The organism is Streptomyces sp. cg36 (assembly GCF_041080675.1).
Lineage (GTDB): Bacteria > Actinomycetota > Actinomycetes > Streptomycetales > Streptomycetaceae > Streptomyces.
The window spans coordinates 7335599-7354477 of record NZ_CP163520.1 but is presented as its reverse complement, the minus strand read 5'-3'; the positions used below and the strand labels follow the sequence as shown (position 1 = coordinate 7354477).

The following is an 18879-nucleotide window of genomic DNA, read 5'->3' as shown; positions in this document are numbered from 1 at the left end:
CCGCCGCACCCGGTCAGCTCCGCGGTGCGGCGGCCCAGCTGAAGACGCCCGGGCCCGCCGGGCGCACCCGTACCTCCACCTCCGGGCCCGGCGCCGTGCGCGGCCGGGCCCGGAAGCCGCCCGGCACCGGCCGGGCCACGAGGGCGAGCAGGGTCGCGGGCGCCCCCTCGCCGAGCAGCGCGCCGAACGCCTTGTACGCGGCCTCCTTGGCCGAGAAGGCGCACAGCAGGCGGTGTTCGGCCGTCGCCGCGTCGCCTTCCAGGCAGCCCCGTTCGTCGGGGCCGAGCACGATGTGGGCGCTCGCCAGGGGCAGGCCGCGCAGTTCGAGGTCGCAGCCGAGGGCGGCGAAGCGCCCGGCGGGGGCCGCGAGGGCGACGGCCAGGCCGCCGGAGTGGCTGATCGAGCCGGTGAACCCGGCCGGGAACAGTGGGCGCCGGCCCGCGCGCGCGATCTCCTCGACGGGTCCGCCCGCCGCGGCCAGTGCCCGGCGGGCCGCATGGCGTCCGGCGAGGAACTCACGGCTTCGACGGGGTGTCATCGCCCCGGTCAGCGCCCGCTCCACGGGCCCTGGCGCCGGTGCCCCCGGCTCGTCGGCGCGGGCCGTGCCCAGCGCCAGGCCCTGGGCGCGCAGGGCCGCAGCCAGCAGGCGCAGCGCCTCTTCGGCGGCCGTCCGGCCCTCCGCCGCCTCCGGCCGGGGGCCGGGGCGGGCGGGTGTCCGGTCCGCCGCCCGGTCGTGCCCGGGCGGCGGTACCGGATCAGGCACGCAGCAGCTTCTTGATGATCTTCCCGGCCGGGTTGCGGGGCACCTGGTCGATGAACTCGATGCGCCGGGGCCGCTTGTAGGCGGCGAGGCGCTGGGCCAGGTAGGTCTGCAACTCCTGGGTGCCGGTGCCCTCTTCGGCCACCACGTATGCCAGCGGGACCTCGCCGAAGTCCTCGTCCGGGACCCCGACGACGGCCGCGTCGCGGACCGCCGGATGCGCCTGGAGCGCCCGCTCGATCTCCGAGGGGTAGACGTTCTGCCCGGCCCGGATGATCAGGTCCTTGCTGCGGTCGATCAGCCGGATGAGCCCGGCGCGGTCGATGTACCCGAGGTCGCCGGTGCGGATCCAGCCGTCGGCCGTGGTGATCTCGGCGGTGGCGGCCTCGTTCTCCCAGTAGCCGTGCATCAGGCCCGGGCCGCGGACGCAGATCTCCCCGATGGCGCCCGGCTCGACCTCCTCGCCCTGCTCGTCCAGGGCGCGCGCCGACATGCCGGGGATCACCCGGCCCGCCGGGATGACCTCGCCCGCCGCCTCCGGCGCCGGGTGCTCCTCGGGGCCGAGGGTGACGAACGGGCCGCCGACCTCGGTCATCCCGTACACCTGCCGGAACCCGCAGCCGAGCCGCTCCACGGCCTCGGCGTAGATGTCCATGGGCATCGGCGCGGCCCCGTACAGGATCTCGCGCAGGGTCGACAGGTCCGTGCTGTCGGCCGACTTGGCCCGCAGCAGGAACCGCAGCATCTGCGGGACCAGCCAGATGTGGGTGGCGCGGTGGGTCTCGATCGCGGCCAGCGCGGTCTGCGGCTTGAAGCCGGGCATCAGGACCACGGTGGCGCCCGCGGCCATGTACGTCAGCGAGACGACCATGCTGCCGTGGTAGAGCGGGCAGCAGTTGACCAGCACCATCTCGTCGGCGGGGCGGGCCACGGCCAGCCAGCCGAGCGCGATGGCCCGGAACGAGGCGTGGTCGACGGTGACGCCCTTGGCCTGGCCGGTGGTGGCCGAGGTGTGCAGGATCGCGGCCGGCGCATCGTCCGGGATGTCGTCGAGCTCCGGGCCGCCCGCCTCGCCGAGCGCCGCGAACGCGTCGTCGTCGAGCGGGATCCGGGTGCGTACGGCCAGGTCCGGATGGCGCGCGAGCAGCGCGGACTCGCCGATCACCGCGACCGCGCCGGTCCGCTCGACGATCCCGCCCACCTCCTCCGGGGTGAGGCTGTGGTTCAGCGGGACGAACAGCGCCCCGACGCGGGCGAGCGCGAAGTACGTCTCCAGGACCTCGATCCGGTCCAGCGAGAGCACCGCGACCCGGTCGCCGCGCCGGATGCCGAGCCCGGCCAGGCCCCTGGCCAGGCGCACGCCCCGGTCGTGGAACTCGGCCCAGGTGACGGAGCGCCGCTCGTCCACCAGGGCCGTCCGGTCCGGGAAGCACTGGCGGTTGCGCTCCGCCAGCTGGGTCAGCCACATCAGGCTGCGCCCGGCTGCGGGGTGGCGGAGTCGCGCTCGGCGATGAAGCGCTCGTAGTCGGCGATGGTGATCAGGCCCTCCATGTCCTCGGCCGTCACCTCGATGCCGGTGCGCTGCTCGATGAGCAGGATCAGCCGGACCAGGTCCCCGGAGTCGATGCCGCTGGCGCTGAGGTCCTCGTCGTCGCCGATGCCCTCGGCGAACTCCGGCGTCCCGGTCAGCTCGACCAGCATCGTCCTGATGGTGCTCATGGCGTACCCCTTCTCGTTTCACTGACTACCGAAGAGAGAGTCGCGCGCGGGCGCGCACACTCCCCCGCCCCCGCGTGACCTTCGTCACGGCAACTCCCGCCCCCGGCAGGGATTGAACGCCCCAGGTCAGACCTCTTCATCAGTAGAGGGCACTGCCACCGGGGACAGTGCATGACGAAGGGGTGGTCAGGTGCTTCCAGGGCTCCAGGAGAGCGCGGTGTCCGACGGCGCCCCGCCGGACACCCAGGCGCTCACCGAGCACTTCGAGGCGCTGCTGGCGGCCGGGGAGCAGATCGAGCCCCGCGACTGGATGCCCGACGGCTACCGGCGGATGCTGCTGCGGCAGATCTCCCAGCACGCGCACTCCGAGATCATCGGCATGCAGCCGGAGGGTGCCTGGCTGACCCGGGCCCCCTCGCTGCACCGCAAGGCCAGTCTGCTGGCGAAGGTGCAGGACGAGGCGGGCCACGGGCTGTATCTGTACGCGGCGGCGCAGACGCTGGGGGTGGACCGCGCCGAGCTCCTCGACGCCCTGCACAGCGGTACCCAGCGCTATGCGGCCACCTTCAACCACCCGGCGCTGACCTGGGCCGACACCGGCGCCATCGCCTGGCTCACGGACGGCGCCGCGGTCACCAACCAGGCGCCGCTGTGCCACACCTCCTACGGGCCCTACGCCCGGGCCATGCGCCGGGTGTGCCAGGAGGAGGCGTTCCACGTCCGGCAGGGCTACGACGTGCTGTGGTCGCTGTGCCGGGGCACCCCGGAGCAGCGGGAGATGGCCCAGGACGCGGTGAACCGCTGGTGGCTGCCGGCCGTGGCGCTGATGTTCGGCCCGCCCGACACGGTGGAGGGCGGCGCGGACAAGCGCACCGCGGCGATGGGCGCCGCGGTCTCCCAGCGCTCGCTGGCCTGGGGCATCAAGCGGCACACCAACGACGAGCTGCGCCAGCGGTTCGTGGACAACGTGGTCCCGCAGGCCGAGCGGCTGGGGGTGACCCTGCCCGACCCGGCGATCCGCTGGAACGAGGAGCGCGGGCACTACGACTTCAGCCCCATCGACTGGCAGCTGTTCCGGGGCGCGCTCGGCGACGGCTCGCACTGCAGCCGGCAGCGCCTGGCCCACCGGGTGGCGGCGCACGAGGAGGGCGCCTGGGTGCGGGACGCGGTCGACGCGTACGCGGCCCGGGTGGACGACGAGGAAGGGCAGACGTCATGAGCGAGCGGTCCGCGCGGGTGCAGACGCCGTGGGAGGTGTTCATCCGGCCGCGCCGGGGCCTGGCCCATCAGCACGTGGGCTCGGTCCACGGGGCCGACGCCGACATGGCGCTCGCCAACGCCCGGGACCTGTACACCCGTCGGGGCGACACCGTCTCGCTGTGGGTGGTGCGCTCGGACGCGGTCCACGCGGCCTCGCCGAGCGAGAAGGACCCGTTCTTCGCCAACGCCTCCCACAAGCCGTACCGGTACCCCGAGCACTACGTCCCGTTGAACGAGGAAAGCGGCCATGACGGCTAGCACGACCACCCCGGACCACGACCGCGCGGCCTACGCCCTGCGGCTCGGCGACGACGCGCTGGTCCTCTGCCAGCGGCTGTGCGCCCTGGTCACCCGGGCGCCCACCATCGAGGAGGACCTGGCGCTCGCCAACATCGCCCTCGACCTGCTCGGCCACGCCCGCACGCTGCTCACCTACAGCGGCAGCCTGGACGGCACCGGCCGCAGCGACGACGAGCTGGCCTACCACCGCACCGAGCGGGAGTTCCGCAACGCGCTCGTACTGGAGCTGGCGCCCGGCGACTTCGCCGACACCATCGCCCGCCAGCTGGTGTACGCGCACTACAGCAGGCTGCTGTGGAACGCCCTGGAGAAGACCTCCGACGAGACGCTCGCGGCCTTCGGCGCGCGGGCGGCCCGCGAGGTCGAGTACCACCAGATGCACGCCTCCCAGTGGACGGTCCGCCTGGGCCGGGGGACGGCCGAGAGCCGCCGCCGGATGCAGGACGCGCTGGACCGGATCTGGCCGTACGCGGCCGAACTCTTCGAGCCGGACGAGCTGGTGGACCGGCTGGACGCGGCCGGGGTCGCGGTGGCCCCGGCCCGGCTGCTGCCCGAGTGGCGGCGGGAGGTGGCCGCCGTCCTCGACGAGGCCCGCCTCACGCTGCCCAAGGACTCGTGGCGGGCGACCGGTGGCCGGGCCGGGCTGCACACCGAGGCGTTCGGCCCGCTGCTCGCCGAGTTCCGCTCGGTCCGCCTCCAGTATCCGGGGGGCAGCTGGTGAACACCGTACCGAGGCTCCCGGCGGACGAGGTCAGGGCGCGCGTCGACGCGGTGCCCGACCCCGAGCTGCCCATGATCTCGCTGGCCGAGCTGGGGGTGATCCGCTCCCTGGAGCGGGCGGCCGACGGCGCGCTGGAAGTCGTCATCACCCCGACGTTCCTGGGCTGTCCGGCGATGCCCGCGATCGAGGCGGGCATCCGGGAGGCGCTCGCCGACAGCGGCCACCCCGACGGCCGGGTCCGGCAGGTGCTCTCGCCCGCCTGGACCACCGACTGGATCACCGACGAGGGCCGCCGCAAGCTCTCCGAGCACGGCATCGTGCCCCCGGGCCCCGCCCGGGCCCCGCTGTCGGTGCGGGTCGGCCTGGGGGTGCCCTGCCCGCACTGCGGCTCGGTGGCCACCCGGCCGCAGAGCCCGTTCGGCGCGACCCGCTGCCAAGCCGTCCTGGTGTGCACCTCGTGCCAGGAGACCTTCGCGCATCTGAAGGCGATGTGACGCACCATCATGACGACAGCGACTACAGCGCAGACCGCTGACTCCGACGCCACCGCGCCCGCGCGCCGCGCGACCGGCTGGTACCGGCTGCCCGTCACCGGGGTGGAGCGGGTCGGCGAGCAGACCGTGGCCATCAGCCTGGCCGTGCCGGACGAGCACGCCGGTGTCTTCGCCCACCGGGCGGGCCAGCACGTGGTGGTCCGCCACCGCCCCGACGGCCGCGAGCTGCGCCGCAGCTACTCGGTGTGTCTGACCCCCGGGGCCGACGCGGGGCTGCGGATCGTGGTCAAGCGGCTCGGCCCGGACGGCTTCGCCGAGTACGCCACCACCGAACTGGCCGTCGGCGACACCCTCGAACTCGGCCCGCCCACCGGTGACTTCCGGCTGGCCGAGCGGCCCGGCGCACACCACGTCCTGGTGGCGGGGGGCAGCGGGATCACCCCGCTGCTGAGCATGGCGGCGGCGGCGCTGCGGGAGGATCCCGAGTGCCGGGTCTCCCTGGTGTACGCCAACCGCTCGGCGCAGTCGGTGCTGCTCGCGGACGAGCTGACCGACCTCAAGGACGCCCATGTCGGCCGGTTCTTCGTGCTGCACGTGCTCTCCCGCGAGACCCGGGAGAGCGAGCTGCTCTCGGGCCGGATCGACGCGGACCGGCTGCCCCGGCTGCTCGCGCTGCTGGGCGCCGAGCCGGACGAGTCGGCGCACTTCTACCTCTGCGGGCCGTGGGGCCTGGTGGAGACCGTGCGCGAGGCGCTGACCCGGTGGGGCGCGGACCCCGACCGGGTGCGCTTCGAGCTCTTCTCCACCGGCGGCGGCCTGCCGCCCGCCCCGCCCCCGGAGCCGCTCGGCCGCACCGGGCTCATCTCGGCGCACCTGGACGGCCGCACCAGCCAGGCGGTGATGCAGCCGGAGGACCGGGTGGTCCTCGACGCGGTGCTGCGCGCCCGGCCCGAGACGCCCTACTCCTGCCGCGACGGCCTGTGCGGCAGCTGTCGCGCCAAAGTGGTCCGCGGCAGTGCGGTGATGGACCGTCAGTACGCCCTGGGCGCGGCCGAGTTGGCAGCGGGTTACACCCTGCCCTGCCGGGCCCGCCCGGAGTCGGACGAGCTCGCGCTCGACTTCGACGCCTGATCCACCCCCCTCGCGCGCGCCGTACCCGTACGGGCGCCGCCCCCGCGACCGCCGGAGCACCGCGGTCACCCATCCGACACCACAGGAGCGTTGAGAATGACCAGTACGGGCAGGCTGAGCGGGCGCACGGCCCTGGTGACCGGCGGCAGCCGCGGAATCGGCCGGGGGATCTCGCTCCGGCTCGCCGCCGAGGGCGCGCTGGTGGCCGTGCACTACGGCCACCGCACCGAGGCGGCCGAGGAGACCGTCGCCGAGATCGAGGCCGCGGGCGGCCGGGCCTTCGCGATCCGCGCCGAGCTCGGGGTGCCGGGCGACGCGCAGTCGCTGTGGACCGCGTTCGACAAGGGCCTGTCGGAGTACGGCGCCGGGCCGGGCCTGGACATCCTGGTCAACAACGCCGGGGTGACGCTGCCCAAGCGGATCTCGGACGTGACCGAGGAGGAGTACGACCGGCTCTTCGCGATCAACGTCAAGGCCCCCTTCTTCGTGATCAAGGAGGGTCTCGGCCGGCTGCGGGACAACGGCCGCATCATCAACATCTCCTCCGCCGTCACCCGGATCGCCATGCCCAACATCTCGGCGTACTCGATGACCAAGGGCGCCCTGGACAGCCTCACCCTGGCCCTCGCGCCCGAGCTGGGCAAGCGCGGCATCACGGTGAACGCGGTCGCGCCCGGCTTCACCTACACCGAGATCAACCCGACGCTCAAGATGCCCGAGGTGCTGAACGCGTACGCGGCCACCTCCGTCTTCAACCGGATCGGCCGGCCCGACGACATCGCCGACGTGGTCGCGTTCGTGGCGAGCGACGACGCCCGCTGGATGACCGGCCAGTGGCTGGACGCGACCGGGGGCGCGCACATCGGCCTGCCGGTCTGACCACCCGGCCCGAACCACGACCTACGGAGACCCATGACCGAGCCCGTCGGTACCCTCGCCGCGTCCGCCGAACACGACGCGCCCCACAAGCAGTTCGAGGGGACGACTCCGTACGAGGAGTACGTCCACGCCTCGCTGCTCTCCTCCCTCCAGCAGCCGCTCTCCAACGACCCCGGCGAGATGGCCTTCATCGTCACCACCCAGGTGATGGAGCTGTGGTTCACCCTGATCGTCTACGAGTGGCGCACCGCACGGGACGCGTTACTCAAGGACGACCTCGAACAGGCCATGGACGCGCTGCGCCGCAGCCGCCGCTCGCACCAGGCGCTCAACGACTCCTGGGCGCCGCTGGCGGCGCTGACCCCGGCGCAGTTCAACGGCTTCCGCGCGGCCTTCGGCGAGGCGTCCGGCTTCCAGTCCGCGCAGTACCGGCACATGGAGTTCCTGCTCGCCGACAAGTCCCGCTCGATGGTCCAGGCCCACCGGGGCCACCCGGCCGTCTACGCCGAGCTGGAGGCGGCGCTGGCCGAGCCGTCGCTCTACGACGAGGTGCTGCGCTTCCTGCACCGGCGCGGTCTGCCCGTGCCCGAGCACGTGCTGGAGCGCGACCTCACCGAGCCGTACCAGCCGGACTCCTGGGTCGAGGAGGTCTGGCGGCAGATCTACGCCGGGCCGCAGCACGATCCGCTGGTGCGGCTGGGCGAGGAGCTGACCGAGGTCGCCGAGCTGGTGCTGCGGTGGCGCAGCGACCATCTGCTGGCCACCCGCCGCGCCATGGGCTCCAAGGCCGGCAGCGGTGGCTCCCCCGGTGTGGCGTGGCTGGAGAAGCGCGCCCACCGGTCCGTGTTCCCCGAGCTCTGGACGGCCCGCAGTCATGTCTAGGACCCCTTCCGCGTTCGCCGCCGAGGAGGAGCGCCGGGTGCTGAGCATCCGTCCGGTGCTCGCTCCCGTCCACCGCAAGTACGGCTCCCATCCGCACCAGGTGTACGACCTGTGGCCGGCCGAGGACCCGGACGCGCCGGTCGTGATCCTGCTGCACGGCGGCTACTGGCGCTACGACCGCATGCACCTGACCCCGTTCGCGGCCCATCTCGCCCAGCAGGGCTTCACCACGATCCTGCCGGGTTTCCGCAGATCGGGTGGTGCGGGCGGCTATCCGGAGACCTTCGACGACATCGCGCTGGCGGTGGACACCCTGCCGGAGGGGCGGCCCTACGTGCTGGCGGGCCACTGCTCCGGCGGGCACCTGGCGCTGTGGGCCGGGGCGCGCGGGCTGCTGCCCGAGAGCTCGCCCTGGTACACCACCCGGCTGCCCACGGCGATCCTGGGCCTGGCGCCGCTGACGGATCTGGCCGCCACCATCCGCGAGGACCTCAGCGACGGCGCGGGGCTGCAGCTGCTGGGCGGCGCCGACCTGGTGGCCGAGCGGCTGCCGCTGGTCGACCCGGTGACGCTGCTGCGCGGGGCGGGCACCACCGGGGTGCGGACCGTGGTGCTGCACGGGGAGGTGGACGAGGAGGTGCCGCTGGAGCAGTTCGCCGACTACCTCGCCGTCCACACCGACGCGGAGCTGGTGAAGCTGCCGGGCATCGGCCACTACACCCTGATCGAGCCGGGCTCCGAGGGGTCCCGTGCGGTGATCGACACCCTGCGGCGGCTCTCGGTCCCGCAGGAGTAGCACCAGGGGCGGGACACCGGGGTGCACAAGCGTTTACCCTGAAGAGGGGTGAACGCTTGTGCACCCCCGTCCCCACCGCCTCCCGTCCCCTGGAGCAGCATGTCCCCGGCGAGCGCCGCCCCCGCCTCCGCCCCTGTGTCCCGGTCCCGGTTCATCGTCCCGGTCCTGGCGTTCTGCGGCGTGGTCGTCGCCGTCATGCAGACCCTCGTCGTCCCGCTGCTCCCCCATGTGCCGGCGCTCACCGGCAGCAGCCCCGGCGCCGCCGGCTGGCTGGTCACCATCACCCTGCTGACCGGCGCCGTCTTCACCCCCGTCCTCGGCCGGGTCGGCGACATGTACGGCAAGCGGCGCGTCCTGCTCGCCGCGCTCGCGGTGCTCACCGCCGGGTCCGTGCTCTGCGCGGCCAGCTCCGACATCGGCGTACTCATAGCGGGCCGGGCCCTCCAGGGCGCCGCGCTCGCCGTCATCCCGCTCGGGATCAGCATCATCCGCGACGAGCTCCCCGCCGCCCGGGTGCTGCCCTCCATCGCCCTGATGAGCTCCACGCTCGGCATCGGCGCGGCCGTCGGCCTGCCGGTGGCGGCCGTGGTGGTGGAGAACTTCGACTGGCACACCATGTTCTGGGCCTCGGCGGCCCTCGGGCTGCTGGACTTCCTGCTGGTGGTCTGGATCGTGCCGGAGTCGCCGGTGCGCACCCCGGGCCGCTTCGACGTCGTGGGCACCCTCGGGCTGATCGCCGCGCTGGTCGGCCTGCTCCTGGCGATCACCCAGGGCGCCGACTGGGGCTGGACCTCGGCCCGCACCCTGGGTCTGGCCGGCGGCTCGCTGGTGGTGGCGCTGGCCTGGGGCCGCTACGAGCTGCGCGTCCCCTCCCCCATGGTCGACCTGCGCGTCTCGGCGCGGCCCGCCGTCCTGCTCACCAATGTCGCCGCCCTGCTCATCGGCTTCGCCTTCTACGCCAACTCCCTGGTCACCGCGCAGATGGTGCAGGAGCCCAAGGAGACCGGATACGGGCTCGGCGCCTCCATCGTGGTCAGCGGTCTGTGCCTGCTGCCCGGCGGCCTCTCGATGGTCGCGCTGTCGCCGGTGTCGGCCCGGATATCGGCCAAGTACGGCCCGAAGACCGCCCTGGCGCTCGCCTCCTGCGTCATGGCGGTCGGCTACGTCGTACGGTTCTTCACCAGCCACAGCCTCTGGCTGATCGTGGCCGGCGCCACCGTCGTCTCGGCCGGCACCGCCATCGCGTACTCCGCGCTCCCGGCGCTCGTCATGCAGGGCGTCCCGGTCAGCGAGACCGGCGCCGCCAACGGCATCAACACCCTGATGCGCTCGGTGGGCCAGGCGTGCTGCAGCGCGGTGGTCACGGCGGTGCTGGCCAACGTCACCTTCGAGGCGGCGGGCCGTACCGCGCCCACCCTGCACGCGTATCTGCTGATCTTCCTCATCGCGGCGGGCGCCGCGCTCGCGGCCCTGGTGGCGACGGCGTTCCTGCCCACGCGGCGGCCCGAGCGCGCCAAGGCGGCCGGGCCCGGTACGGTCGGAGGGCCGACTTCGGTGCCCGCGGCCCAGGAGGGCAGATGACCACCGCCGAGCAGACCGTCACCCCGGAGCACGGGACGGGGCGCGACGCCATCCTGCGCGCCGCCCGCCGCGCCTTCGCCCTGCGCGCCTACGCCGAGGTGACCCTGCGCGGCATCGCGGCCGACGCCGGGGTCAGCCCGTCCCTCATCGTGAAGCGGTTCGGCAGCAAGGAGCAGCTGTTCCACACCGTCGCCGACTTCCAGCCCGTGGCCGACGAACTGTTCGCCGCGCCGCCCGCCGGTCTCGGCCGGCACCTGGTGCTCACGATGCTGCGGCTGCGCGACGAGTTCCGGGGCGATCCGCTGCTGCGCGTCGTCTTCTCGCTCGGCCGGGACGACGAGCGCACCCTGCTGCGCGACCGTTTCCGCGAGCAGATCACCACGCGGCTCTCCGGTCTGCTGCCCGGGCCCGACGCGGAGTTGCGGGCCGAGCTGATCGCGGGGCAGCTGCTGGGGCTGGGGGCGACGCTGAGCCTGCACCGCCCCGGCGCGGGCAACCGCACGGCACCCGAGCGCCTCGCGGACCTCTACGCGCCGGGCCTGCAGCGGCTGATAGACGGCGGCTAGGGCGCGCCCGGGGCGGCCGACAGCGCGTTCGGCCGCACCCCTCGACGATCACGGGCCGCCGGGGAACATCACCCGTACCGTCAGTCCCCCTCCCTCCCCGTTCGCGTACGCCGCCGTCGTCGCGCCGTGAGCGCGTGCGATCGCCGCGACGATGGACATGCCCAGGCCCGCGCCCTCGCCCGGGGCGTGGCGGTGGCGCTGGGCGAGGCGGCGGAACGGTTCGAAGAGCAGCTGGACCGTGTCCGGCGGGATCTCGGGGCCGGTGTTGGACACCGTGATGCCGTCGGGGCCGGTGCGGACCTCGACGCGGCCGTGCGGCACGTTGTGGCGGATGCCGTTGGCGATCAGGTTGTGCAGCAGGCGGTCCAGCAGGACCGCGTCCCCGGGCACGGTGAGCGGGGCGGCCCGGAGCGCGACCGTGACGCCCCGCTCACCCGCCTCCGGGGCCAGTGCCTCCACCGCCGCCCGGGCGACCTCGTGCACCGCGACCGGCTCCCGGCGCTCCAGCCCCTGTTCGGAGGCCGCGAGCAGCAGCAGCCCCTCGATGATCCGCTCGCTGTCGTCGGCGACCGCGATGAGCTTGGCCCGGATCCGCGCCACCTTGGGCGCGTCCGGCTCCCCGGCCAGCCCGATCTCGGCGGCGGCCCGCTGCACGGCCACCGGGGTGCGCAGCTCGTGGGCGGCGTTGGCGGCGAACCGCTGCTGCGCCGAGACCAGTTGCTCCATCCGCCCCAGCATCCCGTCGAAGGTGTCCGCCAGCTCCTTGAGCTCGCCGGGCGGGGCCTGGAGGGCGATCCGCTCGTGCAGGTTCTCCCCGGACAGCCGCCGCGCGGTCTCGGTGATCACGGCGACCGGGCGCAGCACCCGGCCCGCCATCCACCACGCGAGCGCGATGGAGAGCACCGCGTACGCGCAGAACACGATCACCGAGACCGCCAGCAGCCGGTTGAGCACCGCGTCCTCGGCGGCGCCGCTGACCGTACGGGTGACCGCGAGCCCCGGCACCACGCCCGGCGGGAAGGGGGCCGGGCTGGCGGGTGCGGCGCTCTGCCGGGGCACGGCGGTGGGCAGGTCCTTCAGCTCCTTGGCCGGTACGGCGGTGGTCACGGCGGTACTGATCGAGGAGTAGAGCCCCTGCTGGACCAGCAGGTACACCACGGCCGTGAGCAGGGCGCCCGCGAGGACGAGGAGCCCGCCGTACAGGGCGGTCAGCCGCGCCCGTTCCGACTTCACGCCGGGATCCGGTAGCCCGCGCCCGGCACGGTGTGCACGACGGGCGGCTCGCCGAGCTTGGCGCGCAGCTTGCTGAGGGTGACCCGGACGGCGTTGGTGCGGTAGCTGGTGTGCTCCTCCCACACCTGCTCGATCAGGTCCTCGCTGCTGAGCACCGCCCCCTCGGCCCGCAGCAGCGCTTCGAGCACCGCGAACTCCTTGCGCGACAGCTGGAGGTGGCGGCCGTCGCGGCTGGCCTGGCGGCGGGCGGTGTCCAGGACGATCCCGGCGCGTTCGAGCACGGGCGGCAGCGCGGGCCGGGCCCGGCGGCCGAGCGCCAGCACCCGGGCGAGCAGTTCGTCGTACGCGAACGGTTTGGCGAGGTAGTCGTCGGCGCCCAGGCCCAGGCCCTCGACCCGGTCGCGCACGGTCCCGGCCGCCGTCAGCATCAGCACCCGGGTGAGCAGCCGCTGCTCGACGACCCGGCGGCACACCTCGTCGCCGTGCACCCCGGGCAGATCGCGGTCGAGGACCAGCACGTCGTAGGCGCCGAAGCGGAGCTTGCGCAGCGCCTCGGTGCCGTCCGGCGCCACGTCGACCGCGAGCGCGTCCCGGCGCAGCCCCTCGGCGATCATCTCCGCCAGGAATTCCTCGTCCTCCACCACCAGTACGCGCATGGTCCCTGTGTATACGAAAGGGACCTTTCGGCGTTGTTAACGCATCCGCTGAGGGAAACGAAACACCGGCTCGCGGCAGGCTCCGGGCCCATGACGACTTCGCAGCGACACCTCGGCAGGATCATGGCGGCCACCACCCTGTCCGCCCTCGCCCTCATCGCCACCGCCTGCTCGGGCGGCGAGGGGGCGGACGGCGGCAAGGACGGCACCGGCGACGCCGGGAAGCAGGCGGACCAGGCGCTCGCGCACCGCAAGTGCCTGCGCGAACAGGGCCTGAAGGTGCCCGAGCCCGAGCCCGGGCAGGACGAGCGGGCGCTGAGCGTCTCCGGCGAGGGCATGTCCAAGGAGAAGATGGAGAAGGCGCTCAGGGCGTGCGCGGGCAAGGGCGGCGCGGGCAGCGGCAAGGGGCCGACCCAGGCCGACAAGGACAAGATGCTCAAATACGCGCGGTGCATGCGCGAGAACGGCTTCAACATGCCCGACCCGAAGTTCGACGGCGGGATGACGTCCGCGCAGCGCATACCCGAGGGCACCGAGAAGGCGAAGTTCGACAAGGCGAACAAGGCGTGCGAGAGCGTCGGCCGATGAGCCGCCGCAGGCTGGCCGTGGCACTGGCCACGATCGTGCTGGTCGCGGGCGGCGGTGTCGCCGTGACCGCCCTGAACACCCCGGACCGGCCCGGCGGCGCCGACCGCTCGGCGCTGCCGCCCGCCACCGCCGACGTCACCCGCGGCGACCTGAGCGACAGCTCCCAGCAGGACGGCACGCTCGGCTTCCTCGGTGAGCGCCGGATCAACGCGGGCGCCACCGGCACCCTGAACTGGATAGCCGCGACCGGCTCGACCGTGCGCCGCGACCAGCGGCTGTACGAGGTCGACGGCACCCCGGTGCGGCTGATGTACGGCTCCGAGCCGATGTACCGAACGCTGAAGAGCGGCGACAAGGGCAAGGACGTGCGCCAGCTGGAGGAGAACCTGGCCGCCCTCGGATACACCGGCTTCACGGCCGACGACACGTACACGTCCGCCACCGCGTCCGCCGTCACGCGCTGGCAGAAGTCCCACGGCCTCAAGCAGACCGGGACGGTCGGCCCGGAGCTGGTCGCCTTCGCGGGCAGCGCCGTGCGGATCAAGGAGGCGGGGGCGGCGACCGGCGATCCGGTGGCCCCCGGCAAGCCGGTGCTCACGGTCACCGGCTCGGAGCGGGTCGTACGGTTCAAAGTGCCGGTCGCGGACGCCGGTTCGGCCAAGAGCGGCACCCGGGTCTCGGTACAGCTGCCGGACGGCACCCGGGCGCCGGGCCGGGTGACGGGGGTCGGGCGGACCGCGAAGCCCGGTGACGACGCCCAGGACAAGACGCCGAAGATCGAGATCACGGTCTCCTTCGACCGGCCGGACGCGGTGAACGGCTTCGACCAGGCGCCGGTCACCGTCGAGCTGACCGGCGAGACCCGGCACGACGTCCTGTCCGTGCCGGTCAACGCCCTGCTCGCGCTCTCCGGCGGCGGGTTCGGCGTCCAGGTGGTGGAGAACGGCGCCACCCGCGAGGTCGCCGTCGAGCTCGGCATGTTCGGGAAGGGCCGGGTGGAGGTCGGCGGCGGCGGGCTGCGCGCGGGGATGAAGGTCGGGGTGCCGTCGGTATGAACACGCTCGCGCGGGACGCGGTCGTCCGCCTCACCGGTGTCACCAAGGAGTACGCGGGCGGGGTGCGGGCCCTGGACGGGGTCGATCTCACCGTCGCCCGGGGCGAGTTGCTCGCCATCGCCGGACCGTCCGGCTCCGGGAAGTCCACCCTGCTCCACGTCGTCGGGACCCTCGACCGGCCCACCGCGGGCCGGGTGGAGATCGCGGGCCACGAGGTCGCCTCGCTCACCGACCGCCGGCTGTCGGCGCTGCGCGCCCAGCACATCGGCTTCGTCTTCCAGGCGTTCCACCTGGTGCCCGGGGTCAGCGCCCGCGACAACGTGGCCGAGGGGCTGCTGTACTCGGGGCTGCCGCGGGCCCGGCGCCGGGCGCTGGCCGCCGACGCGCTGGCCCGGGTGGGCCTCGCCGACCGGATGCGGCACCGGCCGCACGAGCTGTCCGGCGGGCAGAAGCAGCGGGTCGCCATCGCGCGGGCCGTGGTCGGCGAGCCCGCCCTGCTGCTGGCCGACGAACCGACCGGCGCGCTGGACTCGGCGTCCGGGGAGGCGGTGATGGCGCTGCTGCACGAGCTGAACCGGGAGGGCGCCACCATCGCCGTCATCACCCACGACACGGAGATCGCGGCCGGGCTCCCCCGCCAGGTGCGCATCCGCGACGGCCGGGTCGTCGCGGACACGGCCCGGGGAAAGGTGGCCGCGTGATGCCGCTCGACTCCTCGCGTACGGACGCCACGGGGCGGGACCCCTCGCCCACGGATTCCACGGGTGCGGGCTCCACGGACGGCCCGGCGGGCGCGTCCGGCACCGCTCCCGCCCGTGCGCTGCGGGCCGCCCGGCTCGGCCCCAGGGACGTGCTGCACGTCGGCTCGGCCGGGCTGCGCAGCCGTCCGGTCAGGGTGGTGCTCTCGGCCCTGGGGATCGCCATCGGCATCGCCACGATGATCGCGGTGGTCGGCATCTCCTCCTCCAGCCAGGCCCAACTGCTGCGGCAGCTGGACGCGCTCGGCACCAACATGCTGGTGGTGAAGCCGGGCGAGGGCGTGTTCAGCGGGCAGGAGGTGAAGCTGCCCAAGGACGCGCCCGGCATGGTGGGCCGCATCGACGGGGTCGAGGAGGTGGGGGCGACGGGCGACGTCAAACGGTCCGTGCGCCGCACCGAGAAGATCCCGAAGGACGAGACCGGCGGGATCGCGGTGAAGGCGAGCAGCGAACGCCTCCTGGAGGTGCTGCGCGGCAAGGTAGCCACCGGGACCTGGCTGAACGCCGCCAACGGGCGCTACCCGTCGGTGGTCCTCGGCCATGTCGCCGCCGAGCGGCTCGGCATCACCGGCCCGGGGCAGCAGGTGTGGCTCGGCGACCGGTACTTCACGGTCGTCGGTGTGCTCGCCCCGATGCCGCTGGCACCGGAGATCGAGCGGTCGGCGCTGGTCGGCTGGGCCGCGGCGCAGCGGCTGCTGGGCTTCGACGGACACCCCACGGCGGTGTACGAGCGGTCCACCGACGCGTCGGTGCGGCAGGTGCAGAAGCTGCTCGCCCCGACGGTCGACCCGCAGAACCCGCAGAACGTGGCGGTCGGTGACCCCTCGGCGGCGCTGAAGGCGAAGGCGGCGACCGAGGGCGCGCTCTCCACGCTGCTGCTGGGTCTGGGCGGGATCGCGCTCCTGGTGGGCGGGGTCGGCGTGGCCAACACCATGATCATCTCGGTGCTCGAACGGCGCCACGAGATCGGGCTGCGCCGCTCGCTCGGGGCGACCCGGGGCCAGATCAGGATCCAGTTCGTCGCCGAGTCCCTGATGCTGTCGGGGCTCGGTGGGGTGGTGGGCGTCGCCCTGGGCGCGGCGGCCACGGGGGCGTACGCCTCCTCGGGCGGACTGCCCTGGGTGGTACCGCCGTGGGCGGTCGGCGGGGGACTCGGCGCGACCCTGGTGATCGGTACGCTCGCGGGCCTGTACCCGGCCGTGCGCGCCGCGCGGCTGTCGCCGACGCTGGCGCTGCACGCGGCGTGAGGGCGGGGGCGGCCGGACCGTGGCGCACCACGGTCCGGCCGCCCCCGTCCGTCATCAGAACGGCTTGGTCGGCAGGTACTTGCCGTCCAGGGTGATCACCGCGCGCTCGCCGCCCTCGGGGTCGGCGACCTTGCGGACGTCGAGCTTGAAGTTGATCGCGCTGATGATGCCGTCCCCGAACTCCTCGTGGACCAGGGCCTTCAGCGTGGTGCCGTACACCTGGAGCATCTCGTAGAAGCGGTAGATGGTCGGGTCGGTCGGGATCCCGCCGGGGATGGAGCCGCGCGTGGGGACGGTGGTGAGCAGCAGGGCGGCGTCCTCGTCCAGGCCGAGCAGCTCGGTGACCGCGCGGGCCGCGTCGGCCGGCAGGGCGTGCTGGCCGAGTACGGCGGCGGTGACGAAGGCGACCGACAGGCCGGTGACGTCGGCGATCTGCTGCCAGCTGAGGTCCTTGCGGGTCTTGGCCTCGACGGCGGTGGCGGCGAGCAGCTGGCGGGCGGTGGGGTCGAACTGGGCGTGCAGCATGGGAAGGTGGGTCCTTTCGGTAGCGGTGTCCGGACTCCGTCGCCGGTTCCGGTGGGTGCGGGGCCGTGCCCGCCTCGTGGCGGGCCGGGTGGTGTCAGGCCGCGGCGGGCGCCGGGTGCCCCGCGTGGCGGAGCTCCTCGACCGTGCCGGAGGGGATGTCGTAGACCCAGCCGTGCAGGGTGAGCGCCTCACGGGCCAGGGCGCGGGCCACCGAGGGGTGGGTGGCGAGGGCGGCCAGCTGGGCGCGGACGTTCTCGCGGACCAGGGCGTCGACGTCCACGGTGCCGGTGGCGGCGGTACGGGCCAGCGAGGCGTCGGCGTGGCGCAGCCAGCCGCGGACGGCCGCGAGGCCGGTCAGGTCGTGGCCGTCGGCCAGGGCGGTCATGGCCCCGCAGGCGGAGTGCCCGCACACCACGACGTCACTGACGCCGAGGACGGCGACCGCGTACTCGATGCTCGCCGCCACCCCGTCGGCGCCGGCGCCGTACGCGGGGACCAGATTGCCCGCGGTGCGGATCACGAACAGATCGCCCGGCTCGCTCTGGGTGATCAGTTCGGGCACCACCCGGGCGTCGGAGCAGCCGATGAACAGCGTGCCGGGGCGGTGGGTGCCCGCCAGGTGGGCGAAGAGCTCCGCCTTCGCGGGGAAGACGTCCCGCCGGAACCGCGCGACACCCTCGGTGAGGTCTTGCATGTCACTCCCTTCGGTGGTTGCCGACCCTGGGGGCCGACGGGTTCCACCATGCATGACCTGTGTCTATAGCGTCCAAGACGCACTATCCATGTCTTCCATTGGTCTCATCTATAGATGCCTCTATAGTCGGTCCCATGGCCCTGGAACTCCGTCATCTGCGCTATCTGCTCGCCGTGGCCGAGCACGGCAGCTTCACCCGCGCCGCCGAGGAGCTGCACATCTCGCAGCCCACGCTCTCCCAGCAGATCAAACAGCTGGAACACACCCTCGGCGCCCAGCTCCTCGACCGCACGGGTCGGGCCGTACGGCTCACCGACGCGGGCGACGTCTACACCGCCCACGCCCGGCGCGCCCTGCGGGACCTGGCCGCCGCGGAGCGGGCCGTGCACGACGTGGCGGACCTCTCGCACGGCGGCCTGCGCCTCGCGGTGACGCCCACCTTCACCGCGTACCTCACCGGCCCGCTGCTCGCCCGCTTCCACACCCGCCACCCGGGCATCACCCTGGAGGTCGGCGAGCTGGCCCAGGACCGCATCGAATCCGCCCTGCTCGCCGACGAGATCGACCTCGGCATCGCCTTCCTCGGACCGCACCTGCCCGGGGTGGCGGGCACCCCGCTGTACACGGAGACGCTGAGCCTGGTCGTGGCCGCGGACGCGGAGCCCGGGGACCGGCCGCTGCCGGTACGGGAGCTCGGGAGCCGTCAACTCGCGCTGCTCAGAACCGACTTCGCCACCCGGGGCCATGTCGACGCCTATCTCGCCGCCCACCGGGTGCGCCCGCGCATCGCGGTGGAGGCCGACTCCGTGCAGGCCCTCACCGAGATCGTCCGGCACACCTCGCTGGCCACGGTGCTGCCCGACGCGGTCACCGACGACCACCCGGCCCTGCGGCCGGTGGCGCTCGATCCCGCGCTGCCCGCCCGTACGGTGACCCTGCTGCGGCGCGAGGGCGCCTACACCAGCGCCGCCGCCCGCGCGTTCGCCCGCCTCGCCCGGGACGTCGTACGCGAACGCGGCTACCAACCCGCCTGA

The 18879-nt window shown here is 73.9% G+C and carries 22 protein-coding genes; 15 read left to right on the top strand and 7 right to left on the bottom strand.

Going from position 1 to position 18879, the window contains the following annotated elements; all coding sequences use genetic code 11:
- Positions 1–13: 13 nt before the first annotated feature.
- The 3 genes from AB5J87_RS32515 to AB5J87_RS32505 are packed head-to-tail and all read right to left on the bottom strand — an operon-like array spanning position 14 to position 2479.
- Positions 14–763 (bottom strand): 4'-phosphopantetheinyl transferase superfamily protein, encoded by a 750-nt coding sequence (locus tag AB5J87_RS32515; RefSeq protein WP_369381987.1) that lies wholly within the window; start codon positions 761–763, stop codon positions 14–16.
- A complete protein-coding gene (locus tag AB5J87_RS32510; protein ID WP_369381986.1) occupies positions 756–2228 on the bottom strand; it encodes a class I adenylate-forming enzyme family protein in 1473 nt (490 codons plus the stop codon). Before AB5J87_RS32510 ends, AB5J87_RS32515 begins: the two co-directional genes overlap by 8 nt.
- Positions 2228–2479: an acyl carrier protein gene (locus tag AB5J87_RS32505; RefSeq protein ID WP_369381984.1), complete on the bottom strand. Its 252-nt coding sequence runs from the start codon at positions 2477–2479 to the stop codon at positions 2228–2230. Before AB5J87_RS32505 ends, AB5J87_RS32510 begins: the two co-directional genes overlap by 1 nt.
- A 217-nt stretch (positions 2480–2696) precedes the next feature.
- Here AB5J87_RS32505 and paaA point away from each other — a divergent pair, with 217 nt between their 5' ends.
- The 10 genes from paaA to AB5J87_RS32455 all read left to right on the top strand — a co-directional run bounded on the left by paaA (position 2697) and on the right by AB5J87_RS32455 (position 11089).
- The gene (gene paaA / locus AB5J87_RS32500) at positions 2697–3698 is read left to right on the top strand and encodes a 1,2-phenylacetyl-CoA epoxidase subunit PaaA (RefSeq protein WP_369383736.1); all 1002 of its coding nucleotides are present in this window, start codon (positions 2697–2699) and stop codon (positions 3696–3698) included.
- Positions 3695–3997 (top strand): 1,2-phenylacetyl-CoA epoxidase subunit PaaB, encoded by a 303-nt coding sequence (gene paaB, locus AB5J87_RS32495; protein ID WP_369381982.1) that lies wholly within the window; start codon positions 3695–3697, stop codon positions 3995–3997. Before paaA ends, paaB begins: the two co-directional genes overlap by 4 nt.
- Complete coding sequence (gene paaC, locus AB5J87_RS32490; protein ID WP_369381980.1) at positions 3987–4760, top strand: 1,2-phenylacetyl-CoA epoxidase subunit PaaC; 774 nt, start codon at positions 3987–3989, stop codon at positions 4758–4760. Before paaB ends, paaC begins: the two co-directional genes overlap by 11 nt.
- On the top strand, positions 4757–5254 hold the full coding sequence (gene paaD, locus AB5J87_RS32485) for a 1,2-phenylacetyl-CoA epoxidase subunit PaaD (protein WP_369381978.1): 498 nt from the start codon (positions 4757–4759) through the stop codon (positions 5252–5254). The genes paaC and paaD overlap by 4 nt, the downstream gene beginning before the upstream one ends.
- A gap of 9 nt (positions 5255–5263) precedes the next feature.
- Positions 5264–6385 carry a 2Fe-2S iron-sulfur cluster-binding protein gene (locus AB5J87_RS32480; protein WP_369381976.1) on the top strand — a complete coding sequence of 374 codons (1122 nt, stop codon included), beginning with the start codon at positions 5264–5266 and terminating at the stop codon, positions 6383–6385.
- Between the two features lie 96 nt (positions 6386–6481).
- Positions 6482–7264: an SDR family oxidoreductase gene (locus tag AB5J87_RS32475; RefSeq protein ID WP_369381974.1), complete on the top strand. Its 783-nt coding sequence runs from the start codon at positions 6482–6484 to the stop codon at positions 7262–7264.
- Positions 7265–7297: 33 nt separating this feature from the next.
- Entirely contained in the window at positions 7298–8146 is an 849-nt protein-coding gene (locus AB5J87_RS32470; RefSeq protein WP_369381972.1) for a tryptophan 2,3-dioxygenase, read from the top strand.
- On the top strand, positions 8139–8942 hold the full coding sequence (locus AB5J87_RS32465; protein ID WP_369381970.1) for an alpha/beta hydrolase family protein: 804 nt from the start codon (positions 8139–8141) through the stop codon (positions 8940–8942). The genes AB5J87_RS32470 and AB5J87_RS32465 overlap by 8 nt, the downstream gene beginning before the upstream one ends.
- Positions 8943–9041: 99 nt before the next feature.
- Positions 9042–10523: an MFS transporter gene (locus tag AB5J87_RS32460; protein ID WP_369381969.1), complete on the top strand. Its 1482-nt coding sequence runs from the start codon at positions 9042–9044 to the stop codon at positions 10521–10523.
- On the top strand, positions 10520–11089 hold the full coding sequence (locus AB5J87_RS32455) for a TetR family transcriptional regulator (RefSeq protein WP_369381968.1): 570 nt from the start codon (positions 10520–10522) through the stop codon (positions 11087–11089). Before AB5J87_RS32460 ends, AB5J87_RS32455 begins: the two co-directional genes overlap by 4 nt.
- Before the next feature lie 48 nt (positions 11090–11137).
- On the opposite strand, the gene AB5J87_RS32450 is transcribed toward AB5J87_RS32455, so the two are convergent.
- Together AB5J87_RS32450 and AB5J87_RS32445 are read right to left on the bottom strand one after the other, a co-directional pair.
- Positions 11138–12322, bottom strand: a complete 1185-nt coding sequence (locus AB5J87_RS32450) for a sensor histidine kinase (protein ID WP_369381966.1) — start codon at positions 12320–12322, stop codon at positions 11138–11140.
- The gene (locus tag AB5J87_RS32445) at positions 12319–12978 is read right to left on the bottom strand and encodes a response regulator transcription factor (RefSeq protein WP_369381965.1); all 660 of its coding nucleotides are present in this window, start codon (positions 12976–12978) and stop codon (positions 12319–12321) included. The genes AB5J87_RS32450 and AB5J87_RS32445 overlap by 4 nt, the downstream gene beginning before the upstream one ends.
- Positions 12979–13068: 90 nt before the next feature.
- On the opposite strand from AB5J87_RS32445, the gene AB5J87_RS32440 reads away from it, so the two are divergent.
- The 4 genes from AB5J87_RS32440 to AB5J87_RS32425 are packed head-to-tail and all read left to right on the top strand — an operon-like array spanning position 13069 to position 16626.
- Positions 13069–13566, top strand: coding sequence for a hypothetical protein (locus AB5J87_RS32440; RefSeq protein ID WP_369381964.1), 498 nt, complete (start codon positions 13069–13071; stop codon positions 13564–13566).
- Positions 13563–14621, top strand: coding sequence for a peptidoglycan-binding protein (locus tag AB5J87_RS32435; RefSeq protein WP_369381962.1), 1059 nt, complete (start codon positions 13563–13565; stop codon positions 14619–14621). The genes AB5J87_RS32440 and AB5J87_RS32435 overlap by 4 nt, the downstream gene beginning before the upstream one ends.
- On the top strand, positions 14618–15322 hold the full coding sequence (locus tag AB5J87_RS32430; protein ID WP_369381960.1) for an ABC transporter ATP-binding protein: 705 nt from the start codon (positions 14618–14620) through the stop codon (positions 15320–15322). The genes AB5J87_RS32435 and AB5J87_RS32430 overlap by 4 nt, the downstream gene beginning before the upstream one ends.
- Positions 15322–16626, top strand: coding sequence for an ABC transporter permease (locus tag AB5J87_RS32425; RefSeq protein WP_369381958.1), 1305 nt, complete (start codon positions 15322–15324; stop codon positions 16624–16626). The genes AB5J87_RS32430 and AB5J87_RS32425 overlap by 1 nt, the downstream gene beginning before the upstream one ends.
- A gap of 54 nt (positions 16627–16680) precedes the next feature.
- Here the strand turns inward: AB5J87_RS32425 and cynS are convergent, their stop codons facing one another.
- Both cynS and AB5J87_RS32415 read right to left on the bottom strand, forming a co-directional pair.
- Positions 16681–17151, bottom strand: a complete 471-nt coding sequence (gene cynS / locus AB5J87_RS32420) for a cyanase (protein WP_369381955.1) — start codon at positions 17149–17151, stop codon at positions 16681–16683.
- A 94-nt stretch (positions 17152–17245) separates the two neighbouring features.
- Positions 17246–17845, bottom strand: a complete 600-nt coding sequence (locus AB5J87_RS32415) for a carbonic anhydrase (protein WP_369381953.1) — start codon at positions 17843–17845, stop codon at positions 17246–17248.
- 134 nt (positions 17846–17979) lie between these two features.
- On the opposite strand from AB5J87_RS32415, the gene cynR reads away from it, so the two are divergent.
- On the top strand, positions 17980–18879 hold the full coding sequence (gene cynR, locus AB5J87_RS32410) for a transcriptional regulator CynR (RefSeq protein WP_369381951.1): 900 nt from the start codon (positions 17980–17982) through the stop codon (positions 18877–18879).